Raw genomic sequence first — 21,234 nt, forward strand, 5'->3', positions numbered from 1 at the left:
ATCCCTCCCTAAGTTATTATACTCTGTAGATAATTCCCCCACCGCTTATGCCTTCCCCGTGGGAGATCATCATTACATTCATGCCTTCGGCAATTTTACCTGTGCTGATTCCTTTATCTATCAACAATGGGAGCATGGCAGACATGGTGTTTCCACAATCTCTTAAAATTGAAATGCTTTTGTCTTCACTAACTCCCAATGTTTCCAAAGTAAGTTGCCATATTTTTTTGTTGTTTTCTGTGACCAGTACTAAATCAATATCCTCCATTTTAAGTCCGCTTTCTTCAAGTAAGTTTTTTGAAACCACAGAGGTTGCCTCCCTGAAAAACTCCTCTGCTTCCTTCCAGTTCCCCATTCTATATGTATCATATATGTACGTTAACTCTTCAAAAGGCACCGTTTCATCAGTTCCATCCACTGCACTTAAGGGGCTTATGGAAAGTGCCAGATGAGAGTACTCATGATTGGAATAAAAATAGCTTGCTAAAATATGTTGTTCTTCCGTTCTTCCAAACAACAAAGAGGCAGAGGCATCGCCAAAGAGAAATGCCACCCTGGGGTCTTTTTTGCTTATAAGTTTTGTATGAATACCCCCGGAGGATAATAGAATGTATTCATCCCCTGTATCTATATACCTTGATATCAAATCCACTGAATGTAAAAATGAAGTTATACCGCCGTCCACATCAAAAGCATGCATGGCGGTATTGCTATTTAGTTTGCCCTGCAGCCTGCTGGCAGTCATGGGCAATAAATTGTCCCCATAATATTTATTCACTAAAATCCTAGATAAACGGTCAGGTTTTAATCCATAGCTATCTAAGCATTTTTTAGCAGATTTTAAAAGCATCTTACTGTCGTCATAAGAATCATCTGCAATATGTCTTGTTTTTACCCCTATTGTCTTTTCAATTACACTGCTTTTAAAGGGTAGAGAGTTTTTTTCTATTATTTCCTCATTTGTCAAAACTTTTTCGGGAAAAAATGAGGCTGTAGATAATATTTTGCAAAACCTAGTGATGTTTTTTCTTTTGTTTTTTGGAAAATAAAATTTTAAGCCACCCATTACATCCCCACCATTTTCTTTTTCTTTTTGTTTTCTCTAATTTTTATCTATATCCTTTATTTGTTTATTAGTTCATTTCTTGATTTATTTTTAATAATTTTTATGACTGCTTTCTCATTATATTTACAAATACCTTTACAATTTCAGGATCAAAATGAGTACCGGCTTTTTTCTCTAATTCTTTAAGTGCCTGTTCTTCATCCATTTTTCTGCTGTAAGGGCGTTCAGACACCATTGCATCATAAGAATCCGCTACACATATTATCCTTGCCCCAAGGCTTATTTCTTCTCCTGCCAGCCCGTCAGGATATCCCTTTCCGTCATATCTTTCATGATGATGACGTACATAGTCTGTAAGCATATCCAATTCTTCCAGAGGCTCTAATATATTCTGGCTATACACCGGGTGCTGCCGCAACAGATCCAACTCTTCTTTGGTCAATGGTTCTCTTTTATTGAGAATAAATCTAGGTATTTCAACTTTACCTATATCATGCAAAAGTGCTGCATACTGAATTATACACACTTCTTTGAAATCAAGCTCCATGGCATTTGCTATCTTTACTGCATATGAGGAAACACGTTCACAATGTCCGGATGTATACTTATCCTTAGCTGATATGGTACTAACCAGTCCCTTAAATATACCTATTAACTGCTGATGGTCTGAACTAATATGCTTGCGAATTTGTAAAATAGCATCTTTGTATAAATGTACTTTGTCCTTTCCTAAGTTTTTAGCATTGTAAAGTGCCACATCTGTCTGGTAAATAAGCTCACTTTTGCCCTTAGCCTTATTTGGATATTCTGAAAAACCTATAGACAGTGTAAGTTTATCGTAAAGAATTCCATGGTAGTACAAAACTTTTTTTTCTTCGAATTCTTCTTGAATTCTCTTTGCCTCTTTTTCTAAACTTTCTAAACTATCCCCTCTCATTATTATTGCAAATTCATCCCCGCCATATCTGCATATGTAAGCTTTTTTATCTTTCAATAAACTCTCTAGAATGGCTACTGTTCCTCTTAAAATTTCATCTCCGAAACTATGTCCGTATATCTCATTGTACATTTTAAAATTGTCAATATCTATCATCATAAGTCCTAAGGACGACTTTTCTTTATCCGCCATTTCTATTTCCTCATCAAGGATGCTGTAAAAAAACCTCTGGTTATATGCCCCGGTCAGTTCGTCTGTAATAGCCAGCGTTTCAAGCTTTTTTTTCTGGATATCCTGCTTGTACGAAAGAATTGCAACAAAAACAGTTATCACTCCTGTGGAAATTTTAAGAGACAGTCCTAAAATTCCCCAGGGCATCATTTCTAAATTATAATATATTACAAGCATTAAAACTACATCAAATGTAATAACAAAACCGGCTATAATAAGCCCTAAATATCCAAACCTAAAGGCAAGTATAAAAAGTATGGACGATTGGATATTAGTTATAAATCCCCTTAAATTGTGCTCTGTATCAGGAGAAAGCATTATTTGAATTATAGAAAAGGAAAAAGAAATTAAAGTAAACAACAAAAACTCTGTTTTTCTAAATGCAGTATTTAAGTACTGCTCAATTAAGTGCATAAAATATCCTTTTAGTGAATTCTCTTTCCCGTTTGATAGTAAATTTAGTTTTTTATCCGAATCCCTTACAATATTGTCCATACTTAACTCCATAATTATATAATCCTCTAATACTTATTATACTTCATTTAATGATATATTTCTATAAAAATCTTCACTAATTTCCCTAAAATATTATAAATTTAACAACAAAAATTCTATTTAGTTAACGTATATATTGTATTTGTTTATGTATTTAATGGGGTTATAGGATTTTTTAGCCCTTCTGAGGCTTTCTATCCCTAAGTCCTGCTCCCTGTTTACATATAAAATATTCCTTAGCTCATATTCACAAAATTTCTGATTTATAAATGCATAAATACCCTTTATACTGCTGTTTGCTTTTTCAATATGAATTACTGCATACCGGTTATTTATTATTTCCCCGACGGTATATGCCTCAAATTTTCCGTTAACTTTTATAAGTGCACCCTTACAGTCTAATTTAGCAAAGTTTTTTAGTACTTCCCTGTTTGCCAGTCTTTCCGGGTACATTATTCCATTTCCTCCGTCTTCTTTCCCCAAATTCCACTCTTCATCTATTCTCAGTGCTTCCTCTATATAGGATTCATTTAATTCAACATACTCATATTCATATGTTTTTAAAAAAATATTTATATGATTTCTTTTGCTGTGATACTTCCTGCCTTTTAAATTTATTAAATTTTCTGTCAAATAAATATAATCACTATTGTCCCTGTCATATTCAATTTTTATCTGACCGTCTGTATATCTTTCAAAATATTCAAGTTTGCTTTCCTCAACCCTTCTGAATACAAGCCTCCACTCTTTTTCACTGAAATATTCCCTTATAGCATTTACAGATGATCTAAACCTTTCAGGAGTATAGCTTCCTATAGGGGCATAGGCAAAGGGCTCTTGACCCTTCGGGGAAGCTATAAGGCATATCATTTCATTTATTTCAAAAAACTCAAAATTATAAAAATCTCTCCACATAAATAAATTAGTGAAATTCATTTCTGAGGCCATAAAATCACTTTTATTTAAATAGCTGTCAAATAAGTTTTTATGTTCTAATGTTATTTTCTTCAGAAGAAAACCTCCCCATATATTTTTAATATTTTGAAATTTTAGAAGTTTTAAGATTTATAGTGTTTTATAATATTAATTAATGGACTGTATTATAGAAATTAAAAACTCTGTAGCTTTTACCATATCGTCAATATTAATTTGTTCTTCCAAACTATGGACTTTGTCCATTCCTACGCTTATGTTAACAGATTTTATCCCCTTGGAGTTTATTATATTTGTATCGCTTCCCCCTCCGGTTTGTCCTAATTTTAATTCTATTCCTGCTTTTTCAGATGCAGTTTTTAAAATTGATATTATTTCTTCACTTTCATCAATGTTATAAGCAGGATATAGGTGTTCTGTTCTAAAAACAACTTTTCCGCCAAATTTGCCGGCAGACTCCTCAAAACAACTTTTTATGTGCTCTGTCTGTGTCTTTAACTTTTCATTATCCCTGCTTCTCGCCTCGGCACGTATTTCAACCTCTTCGCATACAATATTGGTGGCTTCCCCGCCTTTTATGGTTCCAATATTGGCAGTTGTTTCATCATCCACTCTTCCAAGTTTCATATTTGATATTGCATCAACTGCTATTTGAATTGCACTTATACCCTTCTCCGGTTCAATACCGGCATGGGCTGCTTTGCCTATTATTTTTATATCAAATGTATTCTGGGTGGGGGCAGATATTGCCGCATATCCAATTTCCCCTCCCAGATCTAGGACAAAACCGTATTTGGCGTTTATGTCACTAAGATCAAGATTCTTTGCACCTAATAATCCCAATTCTTCTGCAACGGTAAAAACAATATATATGTCACCATGATCTATTTTTTGCTCTTTTAATACCCTTACAGCCTCCAATATGCATACGATACCTGCCACATCATCAGCGCCAAGTATAGTGGTTCCGTCTGATTTTATTATATTCCCTTCTAATTGGGGTTTTTTGCCTATACCCGGCGTAACCGTATCCATATGAGCCATTAAAAGGATAGGGGAAACATCTTTATTTCCCTTTAAAGTACATATGAGATTTCCCGCATTTCCCCCTATCTTCTTTGCCGTATCATCTTCCTTTACACTAATGCCCTCTTTCATCATCCTTATCTTTAATGCATCCGCCATATCCCTTTCATACAGGGATATACTGTCGATTTTCACCAAATGTATAAATTCATCTATTATCCTGTCCCTGTTTACCATTCACTTCTCTCCTCACCACGTATATTGTGTAAGTTCTCCTTTTAAATTCAGATTTTTAAAATTATTTTGCCTCAAAGCTTCATAAAGTACAATTGCAACAGAATTTGAAAGATTTAATGACCTTGCACCTTCTATCATAGGAATCCTGATGCACCTGTCTTTATTATTTAATAAAATTTCCTCAGGCAAGCCTGCCGTTTCCTTGCCAAATACAATAAAAGCACCTTCGGGATACTCTACATCTGCATAAGAATTGACAGCTTTTGTTGTGGCATAAAAGAAAACACCATTACTGTGTTTTTCAATCAGCTGATTAAAGCTGTCATAATAGCTTATATTGACTTTATCCCAATAATCAAGACCGGCACGCTTTAAATATTTATCTTCCACAGAAAACCCCAAAGGTTTAACCATATGCAAATTAGTACCTGTTGCTGCACATGTCCTGGCAATATTCCCCGCATTCTGCGGTATCTCAGGTTCAACTAAAACTATGTTCATTGACTGCTCCTAACTCCTCTCAGCTGTTATTCAAAATCTTGTTAAATATTATAGCACATGAAAAGAGCAGCCACAATTATAACTTACCCATAGTCTTTCCACTTAAACAAGTATTTAACTGCATAAATTTTGTTACCGGGGTTAATGGTAGGAAAAGGAGAATATTATTGCAACTAAAAATACTCCAAAATCAATTATTTAAATATAATCAATTATTATATAATTATTCAACTATTGAAACATCAATTTGCATTTGTTTATTATCACCCAGCAAAAGGGGAATACATATAGTTTTCATTTTTGCGTTGGATATTTGCATATTTTCTCCCATGAGAAAAGTAGGAGGGGTTATCTCAACACCAATTCCCCTATTATATAATATAGTCGCTGCATTCCCAAGAATCATATTGGCAAGTTCAGATATGGCACTTTTTGACATTTCGTCCAGTTCAACTGTTTCTATTCCCCCCATCATACTTGAAGCTATATCCAAAGCAACATACTGGTTCATGGCAAAAACAGCCTGTCCCCTGATTTTTCCGGTAAGTCCGACAATTATAAGTATATTGTCACTGGCATAAGGAGAAGTTTTTACAAATATCTTTCCTAACTTAGCATCTATCCCTGTTATCTGTTTTAATACTGTCCGGCTTGCTTCAATAAATGGATTTATATATTCTACATTCATATTTTTACTACCACCTTATTTAAAATTAAACAATTGATATGCCAGCTTGTACCATTAGAGAAGTAAACTTTCCCAACCTTTAAAAGCATACTATATTATATTCTATGATTATCATATAAATCCTTCTTTTTTCCCAAATACTTTTTAAGCTTTTCAGAGTTTTTTTAAATTTAAAAAACTTTCTGTTACAAAAACACCCTTTGATGGAATTTCATTTTTCTTATAGAATCCGGTGTAAACAATTATAGCTCCAATTATTACTATTAAGGCTAAAATAATTAAAATTATTCTGTTTTTTATTGCTGCTCCTGTCATAATTTCACCTTCATAATATTTTTAAAGAGTAGTATATAGTATTTGAAATTCTTAATACAATATGCAAAAAATCATTATTTATACATGCTTCATTTTTTTCCGTATTTCTTCTAATATCTTTTTTTCAATCCTGGAAACCTGTACTTGGGATATACCGAGCATTTTTGCAATTTGCGACTGGGTTTTTTCTTTGTAGTACCTTAAAATAATTATTTGCTTTTCCCTTGGTTTTAATGTTTCCAGTACATTCCTCAAATCTATTTTATCCACAAGATCTAATTCGTTGTCACTTCTTTCATTGTCAATTCTGTCAATTAATAACATGGAGGAATTTTCTCCTTCTCCTACCGTACTATATAAAGATTCAGGAGTATAACTTGCTTCTAAAGCCATAACAATTTCTTCTTTTGGAATTTTCAGGTGGTTGGAAATTTCACTTATAGAAGGCTCCCTGCCTAATTCCTTTGTCATAATTTCTTTTGTTATTCTGGTTTTATTAGCCAGTTCTTTTAAAGAACGGCTTACTTTTATCATACCGTCATCTCTTATAAACCGTTTAATCTCCCCTATTATCATAGGAACTGCATATGTAGAAAACTTTACATTAAAAGAGTCATCAAATTTATTTATGGCTTTAATAAGCCCGATACACCCTATTTGAAAAATATCCTCAGGCTCATAACCCCTGTTTTGAAATCTTTTAACTATACTCCAAACAAGACCTATGTTTTTTTCAACTAAAACAGATTGAACTTCTTTGTCACCTTTTTTAGCTTTTTTAATTAAATCCAAAGTTTCCTTCTCAAATAAATCATCCATGGCTACTCCTATAATTTACATATTTTTTGTTGCTTATTAATAGTTGCCTATTAATAGTTGTTATAAATATCATGTAAGTGTTTGCATTATGCAAGCAAATTTATATTTTTATTTTTATATATTTACTTTATGGATTTAAATGTTTTAAACATAGTTACCTTAGTACCCTTTCCCAACTCTGATACCACTTCAATTTTGTCCATAAAGCTTTCCATAACGGTAAATCCCATGCCGGATCTTTCCATATCAGGTCTGGAGGTATACATGGGCTGCCTTGCAAGGGATATATTTTCTATTCCCTTTCCTTCATCACTAATGGTAATTTCCACTGAGTTGTTATATAGTTTACAATTCATTTTAACCAACCCGTCCCTGTTTTCATAACCATGAATTATTGCATTGGTCACTGCTTCTGAAACTGCAGTTTTTACATCTGCAAGCTCCTCTAAAGTAGGATCAAGCTGGGATACGAAAGCTGCTGCAACAACTCTTGCAAAACTTTCATTTCTTGATTTACTGGAAAATTCTAAATTCATCTCATTTATAGGCTGCATTTTTATTCCCCTTTACATTTTTTATAGCATCTTCTAAATTGTCGTATACTGGTATTATTTTGAGTAATCCTGACATCTCAAATATACGCCTCACCTGATTGTTTAAATTAATTATTATAAGTTTTCCACTTAGTTTCTGAATATTTTTGTATCTTCCTATAACAACTCCTATTCCGGAGCTATCCATAAAGCTAACTTTTGAAAAATCCAAAATCATATCCCTGTTAGATGATTTCATTAATTCACTATCTATCTTCTGCCTCACATATTGGGCAGAGTGATGATCTAACTCCCCCTCTAGAGAGGCAATTAAAATAGTCCCCTTATACGAAATTTTAACTTTCAAAATAATCCTCCTTCACTAATGGTTATTGTTACTATTTCTGTATCAGCAGTATTTTTCCTTCATAAAACATTGTAAGCTTTTGTCAAATAAAAAAAAGATATCGACAAAATATTTGCATTTAAGTTAAAAAAGAAGCTGTGAAGCTAAAATCTTAAGCTTCACAGCCTCTTTTTGTATTTTAAATGGAATTTATGTTTGTTTCCTTTATTAGAAGGCACTTCTTAGCACTAAATGCCCGCACCTTATGGGTTCCATGGATTCCAGCCGCCTCCGCCGCCGTTTCCAGGATCCCATGGATTCCAGCCGCCGCCACCGCCGTTTCCAGGATCCCATGGATTCCAGCCGCCGCCACCGCCGTTTCCAGGATCCCATGGATTCCAGCCGCCGCCACCGCCGTTTCCAGGATCCCATGGGTTCCAGCCGCCACCGCCTCCGTTTGGAGTTGGTGCCCATCCGCAGCTATCTAACCAGGCAGCTCTTCTAATCAGGAAGTTTTTCAAAATGTCCAACTGCTCTTCCCAAGTTTGAGTAACTTGTGTACCCATACCGCCTACCATAGAAGTTCCTAATATATTCCATCTGTTAAAGTTTCGCGTAGGAGCAGTTTTTAATTGGGCAGCTAATGAATCAACCAAAGCTATAAGCTGCTGGTCGGAGTAAGGTCCCCTGCGCAGTTCCTGCCAACGGGTTCTTACTTTTTCTTGAAAACTTGGGTCATACATAAGTGTTACAAACCAGTCACATGGAGAGCCCATTCCCCAGCCACCCATCATTGGCTGGAATTGGAATCCTTCTATTTGAGAGCCTCCTCCGCCACCAAAGAATCCACCCATGTTAAAGCAGTCATATGCCAGGTCATAATCCCAAAGGGGTCCTGCCGTAAGCTTTCCACCCCGGTCTTTATACATACGTGTACTTCTCATATATGAGTCTCCCTGACGGGCTAACTCATTGTGAATTATATAGTCTACAAAAGAATCCACATCTATGTATGCCGGATAACCGGTATTAGGATCTGATGGATTTGCACTGTGGATAGCATTGTGTGTTTTTTGGATATAGTCAGTTATCCACGCCAATTGTTCACTTGTCAAATCGTCCGGTTCTGTAACCTCAAGGTCACTCCAGCCATTACCTCTAATCAATGGCGGATCAGCTGCACCCATGTTAAACTGCAGCAAATATCCTCCGCTAATCTCCGGTTCAGACAAATGCTCCTTTTCAAGCTTTGCTATGTTAAGACGTCTGGAGTTTATTTCTATTCTCTCAACAAGGAGATATACGCCCTGGTAAGCATTATCAGTTACCACATCACTGTTAAAGCTGGTATATACTTCTACAAACCTATACCTTGGTGCCTCCAGTCCCTTAGCTTTACCAAGTTCATAAGCAAGGGCATTACGTATTAAAGACTTATCAGGAAACGGGGAAAGCAATATCCAGTCCCCATCTTCCGGCATACCTAACAGTGAGTATTTTGCATCATTGTTTTCATTATCCCACAGTTCAATTCTGTAAGGAGCTTTCTCAAAATTAGATGAGGACTGCCCACGCAGCCTGAAACCTGCACGGGTAGCAACAGCCGGCTCTTGTGAAAAAGATACGGTATTATTGTTTGTCGGCTCAAACAACATAAAGGCTGCATCTATATATTGACGGCCTGGTTTTGATTTTCCATAGGCATCTAAAATCAGCACAGGAAGATCATGTCTGGTGTTTATTTGAGTGGCAACATATATAGATGTTCCCATTTTCCCTGCCGGACTCCCATTAACAAAAGCCTGAGCCCTAAGCTGTGTAGTTTTTGTAAAGGTTAAAGGACCGGTATACAGCATGGAATTGCTGTTAGGTACACTTCCGTCAGTTGTATACCTAATCTGTGCATTATTAATCTTAGAATCCAGTGTGACTGTGATCTGACCGCTAAAAGTCCTGCTGGGCTCTGAGAAAATAATGTCTCCAGTCAAAAGCTCTTTACTCTTATTAGATGCAAATTCATTTCCGCTTACTGTTATATTCAAGCGCCCACCATTTACCCTGACACGTCCGTTAATTGATTCAAGTTCTTCTCTTGGTTGTGTAACATTTAAAGTTCCACCGTTTATTATTATGTCATTTTCTGCACGAACACCAGAGCCGGCTTTTATCCTGAAGTTTCCACCATTTATTTCAACATAGTCATCAGATTGAATACCTTCAGACGCTGCCACAATATCAAAGGTACCGTTTTTAATTTTTACACTTTTAACTGCTTTTAACCCGTCATTAGCTGACTCTATGTTGAATGTTCCATACTCAATCTGAAGGCTTCCATCACTGTCCACGCCATCTGAATCTGTATCAAGCTCAAAGTCTCCACCGGTAATGATTGTGTCACCGCCTGATTTTAACCCGTCTTTAGCTGCTTTTATATCAAATTTTCCACCTTCAATTATAAGATTTATTTTGCTGTCTATGCCGTCCGAATCAGCAGTGATATCAAAGGTACCACCTGTAATGGTTATATCTTCTGCAGATTTTATGCCGTCTCCCACTGCATTTATATCTAAAGTTCCATCTTCGATAGTTATAGCCTCTCCTGCATCAATACCATCTGAACCGGCGGTAATGTTAACATTTCCTCCTTTGATTTTCACTTTTTCATTGGTATGTATACCGTCAGTTACAGCTTCTATGAAAATATTACCTTCTTCAATAATCAAATCATCATTGCTGTTTATACCATGTTTGTAATTCCCTTTTATATATAAAGTACCGCCGCCCTTAATTTCAAGGTCATCCCTGCTGAATATAGTAGCCGTTGCTTCCTCATCACTGTAAGAACTTCCGTCAGTAAGATAGTTTACAGTATCTTTTGATATTGTGATAAACCCTTTATCCACATTTTCAAAATAAATAGCAGGTCCGTTAGGATTGGTTATGTTAACGCCTTTTAGTCTTAATTTAACTCTTTCTTCGGTGTTTATGTATATCATACCGTTTGTTAATGTTCCTGTAACAACGTGGTCGCCACCGGCTGTTATATTAACAACTGAACCGTTTACAGATATTCCTTCTCCCGAAACAGTTATCCTGCTTCCCAATTCAATTGTTCCGGTATTGTTTTTCCATGCTTCGTCATCCGGAGTAGGTGTCGGATCCATTTGCTCAACAGGGAATGAATTAATTATACCTAAGACGTATCTGGTTAACAAAACATAGTCCCTAGAATCTACTATGCCATCCCCGTTAAGATCCATCATAGAAGTGTCATCAGCTTTTCTGATGTCTAAAACATGCCTGCTCATAATGGCATTGTCTAAAGAGTCCACCGCCCCGTCCTTATTAATATCACCATATAATGGGGCTGCATTTGAAGTTACGGTTGCAATAACAAAAAGCATTACAACCAGTAGCGCACTGAAACGCCTTTTTTTTACATGTCTCATACATTATTCCCCCTAATTACTAATAATTTGATGTGCATATATATGGTTGAACATACATATCCCCTGTGTTTGTAAGGTTCGTAAAAGGAATGAATTTTGATGTGGTTATAATTAATTATTTCTATATATTTTTTATGTAATGTATAATTTTCTTATAATATATTTTATTTAACATATTTATTATAATATTTTTATATAATTATATGTGTAGTTACTCTCCCAATCCGGATATAATGAGATCTTCAAGTTCTTTTATTGCTATTTCTTCATCTTCTCCTTCAGCGCCTATTACAATGGAAGTTCCCTTAGAAATTGCCAAAGACATAAGACCCATTATGCTTTTGGCATTAACTTTTTTGCCTCCGTGCTTAATCCAAATTTCAGATGTATATTTACCGGCTGTTTGAACAAACAGGGCTGCCGGTCTTGCATGAAGACCTGACGGGTTAATTATTTTAACAGTCTTTTCAACCATTTTCTATTTCTCCTTTCTCATGTCTGATTTTATCTGCAATTTTATCAAGCTTTCTAAGCCTATGGTTAACGCCTGATTTTCCAAGAGCCGGAGTCAGCATTTCCCCTAATTCCTTTAAACTAAAATCACTGTATTTTAATCTTAATATGGCTATTTCCCTTAAGTTTTCAGGCAGCTTATCAAAACCCAAATTCTCTTTTATGTATGTAATGTTCTTAACCTGCCTTATTGAAGCATCTACTGTCTTTTGCAAATTTGCCGTTTCACAATTTACAATTCTGTTAACATTATTCCGTACTTCTTTAAGTATCCTGACATTTTCAAGTTCTAAAAGAGCTGCATGGGCTCCTATTATGTTTAAAAAGTCAACTATACTTTCCCCTTCTTTTAAGTATACAACATAATTACATTTTCTTTTAATTATTTTAGAATTTAGTTTAAAATCATTAATTAATCCGCTTAATTCCTTTGCTAAGTCTTTTTTTTGAGTAATTATTTCCAAATGATAAGTTTTTTCCGGGTCGCTCATTGAACCTGCAGCTAAATATGCTCCTCTTAAATACGCTTTTTGGTATTCCCTGTCTTTTGATAAAATTTTACAGGGCAGATATTTTACTTCTTTCCGATCTTCATTGCTGCATACAATATTCATATCGTCAAGTATTTTCTTTAATCCTTTTGAAGAAGTTAATATCAAAATGTATACAATATTTTTCTTTAATTTCGGGCTGCGCCTTATAATTATTTCGGTATTTACACCATAAAGTTCTTTTATTAGTGAAAAAACCCTCCTTGCCAAAGCTGAATTTTCAGTTGTTATTCTCAAATTTATTTCATTCTCATTAATCACTTTAACAAGGCCGTTAATCCTGACTACAGCTGCCAGTTCCGCCAGCATACAAAACCTGTCACTGGTAGTTATTCTGCACAATTCATTTTTAACTGCCGATGAAAATGACAATTCAAACACCCCTGCAAAACATTCTTCACATGTGTAATATATTCCCTTACTTTTAATTATACACTATACAGACATTCAATTTTAAATATCTTTTCTGAATGTCTGTTTAGTGGGACAAAATTAAATGGATTTTAAGTTATTTTAAAACATCTTCAATATATGCCCTTAGTATTTCTGAAACACTCCAGGCCTGTGCAAAACATCCTCTTGGCACTAAAGGCTCATCCCCGTCAAATATCTCTGATATAGAACCTAAACAAGCATCTTCTAAATGGTCTTTAAAAGGTTCTATAAATCTTAGTGCCATTTCCTTTGCTTCATCTGAATTTCCGTTTACTTTAACATATGCAGTTATAAATTGTCCCAAAGGCCAGGTCCAGACTGTCCCCTGGTGGTATGAACCGTCCCTTCTCCACTGGTCTCCTGCATATATCCCTGCATATTCTTTTGATTCAGGGGATAAGCTTCTAAGACCGTATGCGGTATACAATTCTTTAAATACCCTGTTGACTGTTTTTTTGGCCTTTTCCCCGTCCAGCACTGCATTTGAAAGACTTACAGCCATTATTTGGTTGGGTCTTACCTTGCCGTCTTTATAATCATTTGTCAAACAATCATAAAGACACTGTTTTTCTTCATTCCAGAAGCTTTTCACAAAGGACTTTTTGACCTTGGAAGCCAAATCATTATAATAACTGTCATCTTCTCCAAATTTATCTGAAAGATTTGCCATTACCTTTAGTGCATTATACCATAAAGCATTTATCTCCACTGCTTTTCCGTGTCTTGGCGTAACCACCCAGTCCCCCACTTTTGCATCCATCCATGTAAGCTGGGTATTTGCATCCCCTGCCGTAATTAAAAAGTCTTTATCCATTTTTATATTAAAGTGGGTTCCGTTGGCATAAGAATTGATAATGTCTTTTAGTCCCTGATATATGTGTTTTTTTATAAATTCATAGTCACCTGTATATTCAACATACTTATTAACAGCTTCAAAATACCACAGGGCTGCATCCACAGTATTGTAAAGTGGTTCATGTCCCCCGTCAGGAAACATATTAGGAATCAATCCGTCCTTTACATATTTGGAAAAAGTATATAGTATTTCTTTGGCATCATCAAATCTCTTTGTTGAAAGAGTAAGACCTGTAAGGGCTATCATTGTATCCCTTCCCCAGTCTGTAAACCAAGGATAACCCGCTATAATGGTTTTGGCATCTGTTGATTCCCTGTATACTATAAATTTGTCTGCTGCCAGAACAAGTTTTTTTGCAAATTCATCTTTATACCCTGAACTACTTATTAATTTTTTCTGTCTCTTTTCTTCTTTTTTTATTATGTCCAATCCGTCTTTATTTTTTATCTTCTTTTCAACAGTTGATATTATGGTAATGACTTTTTCTTCTTCAGGTTTTATATCAATATCAAAATAACCTGGAATGTAGTGGTCTTCTGTTGATTCAAGACCTCTTTCCCTCTCAATGGCATAATCCATATTGTAAAACCAGCAATCTTCAAGGCCTGTAAAAGTACCATGGCTGCAAAAAACATTTATATCAATATCATAATAAGAAGGCCTTACCGTGAGGATATTTGAATTGTATTTTTTGGTAAAACTCATGTACTGTCTCTTTGAATTAAAGTGATGGTCCTTGAAATTTACCAAGGGAGTCAGTCTTAGTTTTATGGCATCAGTCCCGTTTTTAACATGATATACCACTGCTACAGTGTTTTCTCCATAAACCATACTGATTTTTTTGCTTATATACACATCCCTGACCCTGAAAATATATTCAGGCAGTAAATCATATTTAAATCTCTCAAGATGATGATAGCCTTTCATGGTAAAACCCGGGGTTTCATAGGAAAACAGGTTGTAAGAATCCCCATCAATTATAACGCTTTCATCAATTTTTGATAAAACTAAATGTCTGTTAACAGGAGGCTTTAAAGCTGCTATTAAAAGTCCATGGTATCTTCTGGTGTTAGCTCCAATTATAGTAGATGATGCAAAACCACCTATTCCATTTGTTAAAAGCCACTCTTTTTGTATTCCTTGTTCATAGGTTCTCCAATTTGATTTTCCAAAGTTCATTGTCCAAACCTCCATTTCTTGTTATATTATCAGCTGTCGTATTATTCCTTATTTAACTTATATGGTGCATATATCTTTCCCGTTATAATATAAACAATATAAGCATTTATAATATAAGCTATTCACATATTTAACATAAGCAGTTTATAAAATAAGCTATTTAGCTGTACTATTTTTTTATCATATCCCTGTGATTTATAACAACCCTGTGCCCCTTTTTTGAAAGATGGGAAAACAAGGCCTCTGAAATAGCGACAGACCTGTGCTGACCCCCGGTGCATCCAATACCAATAACAAGCTGTGATTTTCCTTCTTTTATATAGTTTGGAATTAAAAAGTCCAGCATTTCACGCAGCTTTATAAGAAAACATTGGGTTTCATCAAATCCTAAAACATAATCCCTAACCAATTCATTCTTGCCTGTCTGGTTTCTCATGGATTCAATATAATAGGGATTGGGAATAAACCTTACATCAAAAACCAAATCACAATCTATGGGTATTCCATGTTTAAAACCAAAAGAAATAATGTTTATTATTATTCCATTAAATTTTTTCCCATATTCAAATATATTAATTAATTCTTCTTTTAGCTGTCTGGGAGTTAAGTTTGATGAATCTATAATGTATGTAGCCTGCTTTTTTATTTCCTTAAGTATTTCCCTTTCTTTTTTTATACCTTCAAGAATTCTTCCTTCCGGGGACAGGGGGTGTGTTCTTCTGCTTTCTTTGTATCTTTTTATAAGAACATTGTCTGAAGCCTCCATGAATAATATTTCGTATAAAATACCTAAATCTTTTAGTGCTTTAAGTTCCGGGAAAAGATCATTAAACAGTTCTCCCCCCCTGATATCAATAACCATTGCAATTTTATCAATTTTCCCCCTGCTCTGAATGCATATCTCGACAAATTTATGTATTAAAAGAGGTGGTAAATTATCAACGCAGTAAAAACCCATGTCTTCTAAGTGCTTTATCACAAGGCTTTTTCCTGCTCCTGAAATACCTGTAATTATAAGTAACCTCATTTGTACCTCCAAATTTTTTTACTTTTCTCCTATAATCCTCACTTCTGTTTGCAATTCAATACCGTAAGTTGACTTAACCGTTTCTTGTATGTGCTTTATAAGACTTTGTATATCAGAGGCTGTGGCATTTCCGGTGTTTACAATAAACCCGCAATGCTTTTCTGACACCTGTGCCCCGCCTATCCTGTATCCTTTTAGGTTGCAATCTTCAATTAGCTTCCCTGCAAAATGCCCTTCAGGTCTTTTAAATACACTTCCTGCACTTGGCATCTCAAGAGGTTGTTTTTCCTTCCGTCTTCTGTTTAAGTCATCCATTAATTCTTTTATCTCTTGCTTGTTTCCTTTTTTTAGATGTAATACTGATTTTAAAACAATGTATGAGTTTTTTAAAATATGGCTGGTCCTGTAGCCAAATTCATGCTCACTACCACGCAGCACTTTAATTTCACCATTTAAATCCATACATTCTGTCTCAACAACAACATCCTTCATTTCCCCGCCATATGCCCCTGCATTCATGGCAATAGCACCACCTAAAGTACCGGGTATACCTGCTGCAAATTCAAGACCTGTCAGCTCATTTTTAAGGGCAATATTTGATACTTTTGAAAGAAGCGTACCTGCATACACAGACATAGTGTTATTTTCAACTTTACAGCCGCTAAAATTGTCAAAAATTTTAATTACCACTCCTCTGATGCCTTTATCTGAAACAATCAGGTTGCTTCCATTTCCTATTATAAATATCGGAACATTTTCTTTTTTACATAGCTTTAAAATTTCACTTAATTGAAAAGCGGAAGTGGGAGTGACCAATATATCCGCAGCCCCTCCAACTTTAAATGAAGAATGATTCTTCATTGGCTCATCAATCATTACATTTTGTTCTCCCGCTATTTTTTTAATGATATGTGCTAAATTCATCTTATCCAATAATTCCATCCCCTTGTAAGTCATTGATTACCACCACTATTATTATATTAATGATAATAATAGTGTTTCATATATTTTATCTTTTCTGTAATCGCTGTTTTTTAAACCTGAAATATTCTAAAAAATTGGATACCGATGTATTCATAACAAGTTCTTCAGGCATATCAATTTCCTCAAATAATTTGGACACCCTTTCAAATCTTCCAACATCAAAGCTTATATGGGCGTCACTTCCACATACCACTTTTACTCCCTGCTTTTTGCATTCCAGCGCAAATTCTTTGCAGTTTTTATCACTGCCGGGTCTTATTACAAATGAATCGTTGTTTATTTCTATAAATTTATTGTATTCTTTAGCGGCACTAACCACTTTGGGAATGTCCACCTGAAATACAGGGTTTCCCGGATGGGCAATGGCATCTACATAAGGATTTTTCATAACATTTATTACCGCATTGGTGTGGTCCTCCACACTTCCCGGCTCAATACAAATATCATGAAAACTGGCAACAACAAATTCCAGCCTTCTAAGATATTCATCAGGTATATCCAATCTGCCTGAAAAATCTATTATATTGGCCTCAGCACCTTTTATAATTCTTACGTTATTTATGGTTTCCGGCACAACCCTGAGATTGCCAAAGTGGTATAAAAAAGGGCCTCCTTTCATAGCAGGACCATGATCTGTCACTGCAAACGCTTCTATGTTGTTTTTTGCAGCTTCTATTGCCATTTCCTGAATGGTGCTGTAAGCATGTCCGCTTGCTAATGTGTGAGTGTGTGTATCAACAACAATCTTCAATTTTCATCCTCCAGTCCTTTATTTTCATTTATTCTTTGTATTACTCTTTCCTTCATAATTTCTGCTGCATTATAACCCATCTTTTTTTGCCTGTGATTCATTGCAGCAACTTCTACAATTATAGCTAAATTTCTCCCTGGTCTCACCGGTATGGTAAGACGCGGAACTTTTAGTTCTAATATGGTCTCGTATTCTTCAACCAGTCCAAGTCTTTCATAATTTTTTTCCTTATTCCAGTTTTCAAGCCTAATAACCAAATCTATATTTTCCTTATTTTTTACAGCTCCTACACCGTAAAGTCTTCTGACATCTAATATTCCAACACCCCGTATTTCAATAAAATGCCTTATTATTTCCGGGGCTTCACCTACAAGGGTTTTTTCTGAAACTTTTGTTATTTCCACTAAATCATCTGCCACCAGCCTGTGTCCGCGCTTTACAAGCTCTAAAGCAGTTTCACTTTTCCCCACACCGCTTTCTCCTAATATCAAAATGCCCTCGCCATATACTTCCACAAGACCTCCGTGCCATGTCCCCATTGGTCCTAATTTAACATTCAGGTAGCTGATTAATGCACTCAAAAATCTGGATGTTGTCCTGTCTGTCCTCAAAACAGGTATATTGTATTTATGTGCTACATCAATCATTTCTTGAAATACTTCCAATTTACGTGCTACCACTATACAGGGAAAGCCGGCTTTAAAAAAAGCATCTAATCTTGCATAACGCTCTTCCGGCGTCAAAGTAGCCAAATAGGATGTTTCCATGTTACCTATTATTTGAATTCTGTCTTTGCCGAAATGTTCTAAGTAGCCTACCAATTGCAACCCAGGTCTGTTAACTTCTGTGGAAGTTATTAAAACTTTATCCAGGTTTTTAAAATTTGTCGCCTGTTCCAGTTCAAATTCTTTCATAATCGCAGTTAAGCTAATTTCTCTTGGTATATGCTGATTTTCATTTCCATCCCCTTGATTATACCGGTTATTTAAATGCATGCGTCACCGCCCCTTTTAAATATTTTGCAGTGATACTATAAACAGCTGAAATTTCAGCAACTATAGTTTAAATAAATCCATTACTACAATATTATATATTAATTATGCGCAAAAATAAACCTGAGAAAAGGGGAAAAAAGAAATTTGACTTTTGAAAAGACTATGTACTAAAAAAGACTTCCAAAAATAAAATGGAGCGGGTGAAGGGAATCGAACCCTCGCAGTCAGCTTGGAAGGCTGATGTTCTACCATTGAACTACACCCGCAAGTTTTGTTGGAGCGGGTTACGAGATTCGAACTCGCGACTTTCACCTTGGCAAGGTGACACTCTACCACTGAGTTAAACCCGCATCTTCTGATTAATCACAAGGACAATTATACTCTTTATAAATGTATTTGTCAAGGAACAAATTTTACTTTTTTTAAAATTTCCATATGTCTTTTTAACTCTTCCTCCCGCTCTTTGCCCGGCTTTTTGCCACTGATGAAAAAAAGCATCAACTTCAATTGACGCCTTCCTGTGCTTTTCCCGGTTTAAAATACCGCTTAAACTTACCTCTATTTTTGATTTTGAAAACTTTTTCTATACTCTGCCGGGCTTTGGTTTGTATACTTTCTAAAAAGCCTGCTAAAATAACTTGCTTCCCTGTATCCTAACATTTCACTTACTTCGTAAGTTTTATAGTTACCTTCTTTTAAAAGCATTTTTGCCCATTCCATTTTTATCTTTGTCACATACTCTAAAAAATTATAGCCTGTTTCCTGTTTAAACAGTGAGCAAAAATAATTTTTGCTTATATTCAGATATTCAGCAATGGAAAGCAATGTAATGTCCTGCTCTATATTTCCTAAAACATATTCACATGCTTTTTTTATAAGAGGATTGCTTTGAGCAGGCTTGTACTCTTTTACAACATCTAAAACGCTTGTAACAAATTTAATAAAATAAGCCTTTATTTCTTCCTTTGAATTAAAGTCAGACATATTAATGTTTGTAAATTCACTAAAATCATATATTTTATTTATAAATCCATAATGTATGTCAATAAAATGAGATATGTTAAATATCAATTGACCTGTGGCAAAAGCTATTCTTTTAAGGTTGTCTTGCCCTCCTGCTGCAATATCATCAAATGTGTTTTCTGCAAGTTTTAAAGCCCTGTCATCCCCGGCCATTATGTACTCTGCCAGTATTTTTTCCCTCTCTACAGGATACAGAAGACTTCTGCTGTTATTTCCACTAAACTGGCTTATATTTATAATTTTGTTCCCACCTAAAATATATTTATGCCTAAGTGCTGATTTTGCACCCATGTAGCTTAAACTTATATCATTCGGGCAGGACACTATATTGCCTATGCCTACCGTTACCCTTACATTGTAATTTCTCTTTATTTCCTTTGATATAACTTCAAAAAAATCATTGGACAAATCTTCGAATTTCTTCATTTTATTTTCATTAACAGGTTGTAAAATAACACCTATAATGCCTATGTCCATATCAATGGTATTGCAAATTAAATTTTCATATCCTTTTGAAATGCTATGTATCACTTCTCTTATTTTTTTAATTAGTTCGCCAAGTTTTCCGCTTTTTATCCACTCTTTAGATGTTGCATCAAAATTTCCTACTTCTATTAGTCCTACCAAAACCATTCTATCTGAAATATCAATATCATATTCACTAATAAGCCCGCCTAATTTGCTGAATACCTCTTTACCCCTCAATAAATCGTATAATATTTTCTCCCTTGATATAGAAAGATTCAGCTCCAGCTTTTCTCTTAATTTTTTGCTTTTTTCCTTTTCCAGCTGCTTTTTTTTCAAAGCTTCATAAGCATTTTTAAGTAAATTGCATAATTTCTCAATGCTAACAGGCTTTTCAAGGTAGTCATATGCACCTAACAGCAATCCGTGTTTTGCATAGGAAAAATCCTCTTTTTTCGTTAAATATACCACCATTGTATCCTTACCATATTCTTTGACTGTATTTAACAGCTCTATTCCGTTCATTTTTGGCATATTGATTTCTGAAATTATAAGATCTATTTCATGCTGATTTAGTTTTTGCAAAGCATCTATCCCGTCTTTTGCAACACAAACCAGTTCAAAGCCATAATCATTCCATTTGACATGGCTTTGAAACCATTCCCCCAACATCCGGTCATCTACCACAACCATAACATAAAACAAAACCTGTGTCCTCCTTTGTAAAAACCTTAGAGACAAACAGCAAATAAAGTTTAGTTATATTTTATAAATTAATATTAATACTATATTAATTTGTTGTCAAATCCTTTGCTTTTAACAAAAAACCAAAATAAAAAAAGAGGAAGACTCCTCTTTTTTTATTTTTTAATATTAAAT

Annotated in this window: 19 protein-coding genes and 2 tRNA genes; all 21 read right to left on the reverse strand. The window is 35.0% G+C overall.

The window, feature by feature from the left end:
* Window positions 1–16 precede the first annotated feature (16 nt).
* Window positions 17–967, reverse strand: coding sequence for a 3-oxoacyl-ACP synthase III family protein (locus HVS_RS12035; protein WP_242971558.1), 951 nt, complete (start codon window positions 965–967; stop codon window positions 17–19).
* Window positions 968–1,166: 199 nt separating this feature from the next.
* Window positions 1,167–2,741, reverse strand: coding sequence for a bifunctional diguanylate cyclase/phosphohydrolase (locus tag HVS_RS12040; protein WP_235827707.1), 1,575 nt, complete (start codon window positions 2,739–2,741; stop codon window positions 1,167–1,169).
* Window positions 2,742–2,849: 108 nt separating this feature from the next.
* Window positions 2,850–3,665, reverse strand: a complete 816-nt coding sequence (locus tag HVS_RS12045) for a DUF2156 domain-containing protein (protein WP_242971559.1) — start codon at window positions 3,663–3,665, stop codon at window positions 2,850–2,852.
* 147 nt (window positions 3,666–3,812) lie between these two features.
* Window positions 3,813–4,925, reverse strand: a complete 1,113-nt coding sequence (locus tag HVS_RS12050) for a M20/M25/M40 family metallo-hydrolase (protein ID WP_101302706.1) — start codon at window positions 4,923–4,925, stop codon at window positions 3,813–3,815.
* Window positions 4,926–4,937: 12 nt separating this feature from the next.
* Window positions 4,938–5,426, reverse strand: coding sequence for a tRNA (uridine(34)/cytosine(34)/5-carboxymethylaminomethyluridine(34)-2'-O)-methyltransferase TrmL (gene trmL, locus HVS_RS12055; RefSeq protein ID WP_101302708.1), 489 nt, complete (start codon window positions 5,424–5,426; stop codon window positions 4,938–4,940).
* Between the two features lie 223 nt (window positions 5,427–5,649).
* The gene (locus HVS_RS12060; RefSeq protein WP_101302710.1) at window positions 5,650–6,114 is read right to left on the reverse strand and encodes a chemotaxis protein CheX; all 465 of its coding nucleotides are present in this window, start codon (window positions 6,112–6,114) and stop codon (window positions 5,650–5,652) included.
* Window positions 6,115–6,267: 153 nt separating this feature from the next.
* Window positions 6,268–6,429 carry a hypothetical protein gene (locus HVS_RS16595; protein ID WP_157943030.1) on the reverse strand — a complete coding sequence of 54 codons (162 nt, stop codon included), beginning with the start codon at window positions 6,427–6,429 and terminating at the stop codon, window positions 6,268–6,270.
* Between the two features lie 78 nt (window positions 6,430–6,507).
* Window positions 6,508–7,248, reverse strand: coding sequence for an RNA polymerase sporulation sigma factor SigF (sigF, locus tag HVS_RS12065; protein WP_101302712.1), 741 nt, complete (start codon window positions 7,246–7,248; stop codon window positions 6,508–6,510).
* Window positions 7,249–7,370: 122 nt separating this feature from the next.
* Window positions 7,371–7,802: an anti-sigma F factor gene (spoIIAB, locus tag HVS_RS12070; RefSeq protein WP_101302714.1), complete on the reverse strand. Its 432-nt coding sequence runs from the start codon at window positions 7,800–7,802 to the stop codon at window positions 7,371–7,373.
* Window positions 7,786–8,148: an anti-sigma F factor antagonist gene (gene spoIIAA, locus HVS_RS12075; RefSeq protein ID WP_101302716.1), complete on the reverse strand. Its 363-nt coding sequence runs from the start codon at window positions 8,146–8,148 to the stop codon at window positions 7,786–7,788. Before spoIIAA ends, spoIIAB begins: the two co-directional genes overlap by 17 nt.
* Before the next feature lie 242 nt (window positions 8,149–8,390).
* Window positions 8,391–11,576: a carbohydrate-binding domain-containing protein gene (locus HVS_RS12080; protein ID WP_101302718.1), complete on the reverse strand. Its 3,186-nt coding sequence runs from the start codon at window positions 11,574–11,576 to the stop codon at window positions 8,391–8,393.
* Between the two features lie 211 nt (window positions 11,577–11,787).
* Window positions 11,788–12,051 carry an HPr family phosphocarrier protein gene (locus HVS_RS12085; protein WP_101302720.1) on the reverse strand — a complete coding sequence of 88 codons (264 nt, stop codon included), beginning with the start codon at window positions 12,049–12,051 and terminating at the stop codon, window positions 11,788–11,790.
* Window positions 12,044–13,012, reverse strand: a complete 969-nt coding sequence (gene whiA / locus HVS_RS12090; RefSeq protein ID WP_101302723.1) for a DNA-binding protein WhiA — start codon at window positions 13,010–13,012, stop codon at window positions 12,044–12,046. Before whiA ends, HVS_RS12085 begins: the two co-directional genes overlap by 8 nt.
* Window positions 13,013–13,148: 136 nt before the next feature.
* Entirely contained in the window at window positions 13,149–15,110 is a 1,962-nt protein-coding gene (locus HVS_RS12095) for an amylo-alpha-1,6-glucosidase (RefSeq protein WP_101302726.1), read from the reverse strand.
* A 169-nt stretch (window positions 15,111–15,279) separates the two neighbouring features.
* The gene (rapZ, locus tag HVS_RS12100; protein WP_101302728.1) at window positions 15,280–16,137 is read right to left on the reverse strand and encodes an RNase adapter RapZ; all 858 of its coding nucleotides are present in this window, start codon (window positions 16,135–16,137) and stop codon (window positions 15,280–15,282) included.
* Between the two features lie 18 nt (window positions 16,138–16,155).
* On the reverse strand, window positions 16,156–17,070 hold the full coding sequence (gene murB, locus HVS_RS12105; protein ID WP_101304272.1) for a UDP-N-acetylmuramate dehydrogenase: 915 nt from the start codon (window positions 17,068–17,070) through the stop codon (window positions 16,156–16,158).
* A 76-nt stretch (window positions 17,071–17,146) separates the two neighbouring features.
* Window positions 17,147–17,872, reverse strand: a complete 726-nt coding sequence (locus tag HVS_RS12110) for a phosphatase (RefSeq protein ID WP_101302731.1) — start codon at window positions 17,870–17,872, stop codon at window positions 17,147–17,149.
* Complete coding sequence (gene hprK / locus HVS_RS12115; protein WP_235827358.1) at window positions 17,869–18,786, reverse strand: HPr(Ser) kinase/phosphatase; 918 nt, start codon at window positions 18,784–18,786, stop codon at window positions 17,869–17,871. The genes HVS_RS12110 and hprK overlap by 4 nt, the downstream gene beginning before the upstream one ends.
* A 273-nt stretch (window positions 18,787–19,059) precedes the next feature.
* Window positions 19,060–19,133: transfer RNA gene (locus HVS_RS12120), tRNA-Gly, on the reverse strand.
* Between the two features lie 9 nt (window positions 19,134–19,142).
* A tRNA-Gly gene (locus tag HVS_RS12125) sits at window positions 19,143–19,217 on the reverse strand.
* Between the two features lie 208 nt (window positions 19,218–19,425).
* Window positions 19,426–21,060 (reverse strand): response regulator, encoded by a 1,635-nt coding sequence (locus HVS_RS12130; protein ID WP_101302735.1) that lies wholly within the window; start codon window positions 21,058–21,060, stop codon window positions 19,426–19,428.
* Window positions 21,061–21,234 lie beyond the last annotated feature (174 nt).

Origin of the sequence: Acetivibrio saccincola (assembly GCF_002844395.1) — a bacterium.
GTDB classification, from domain to species: Bacteria; Bacillota; Clostridia; order Acetivibrionales; family Acetivibrionaceae; genus Herbivorax; species Herbivorax saccincola.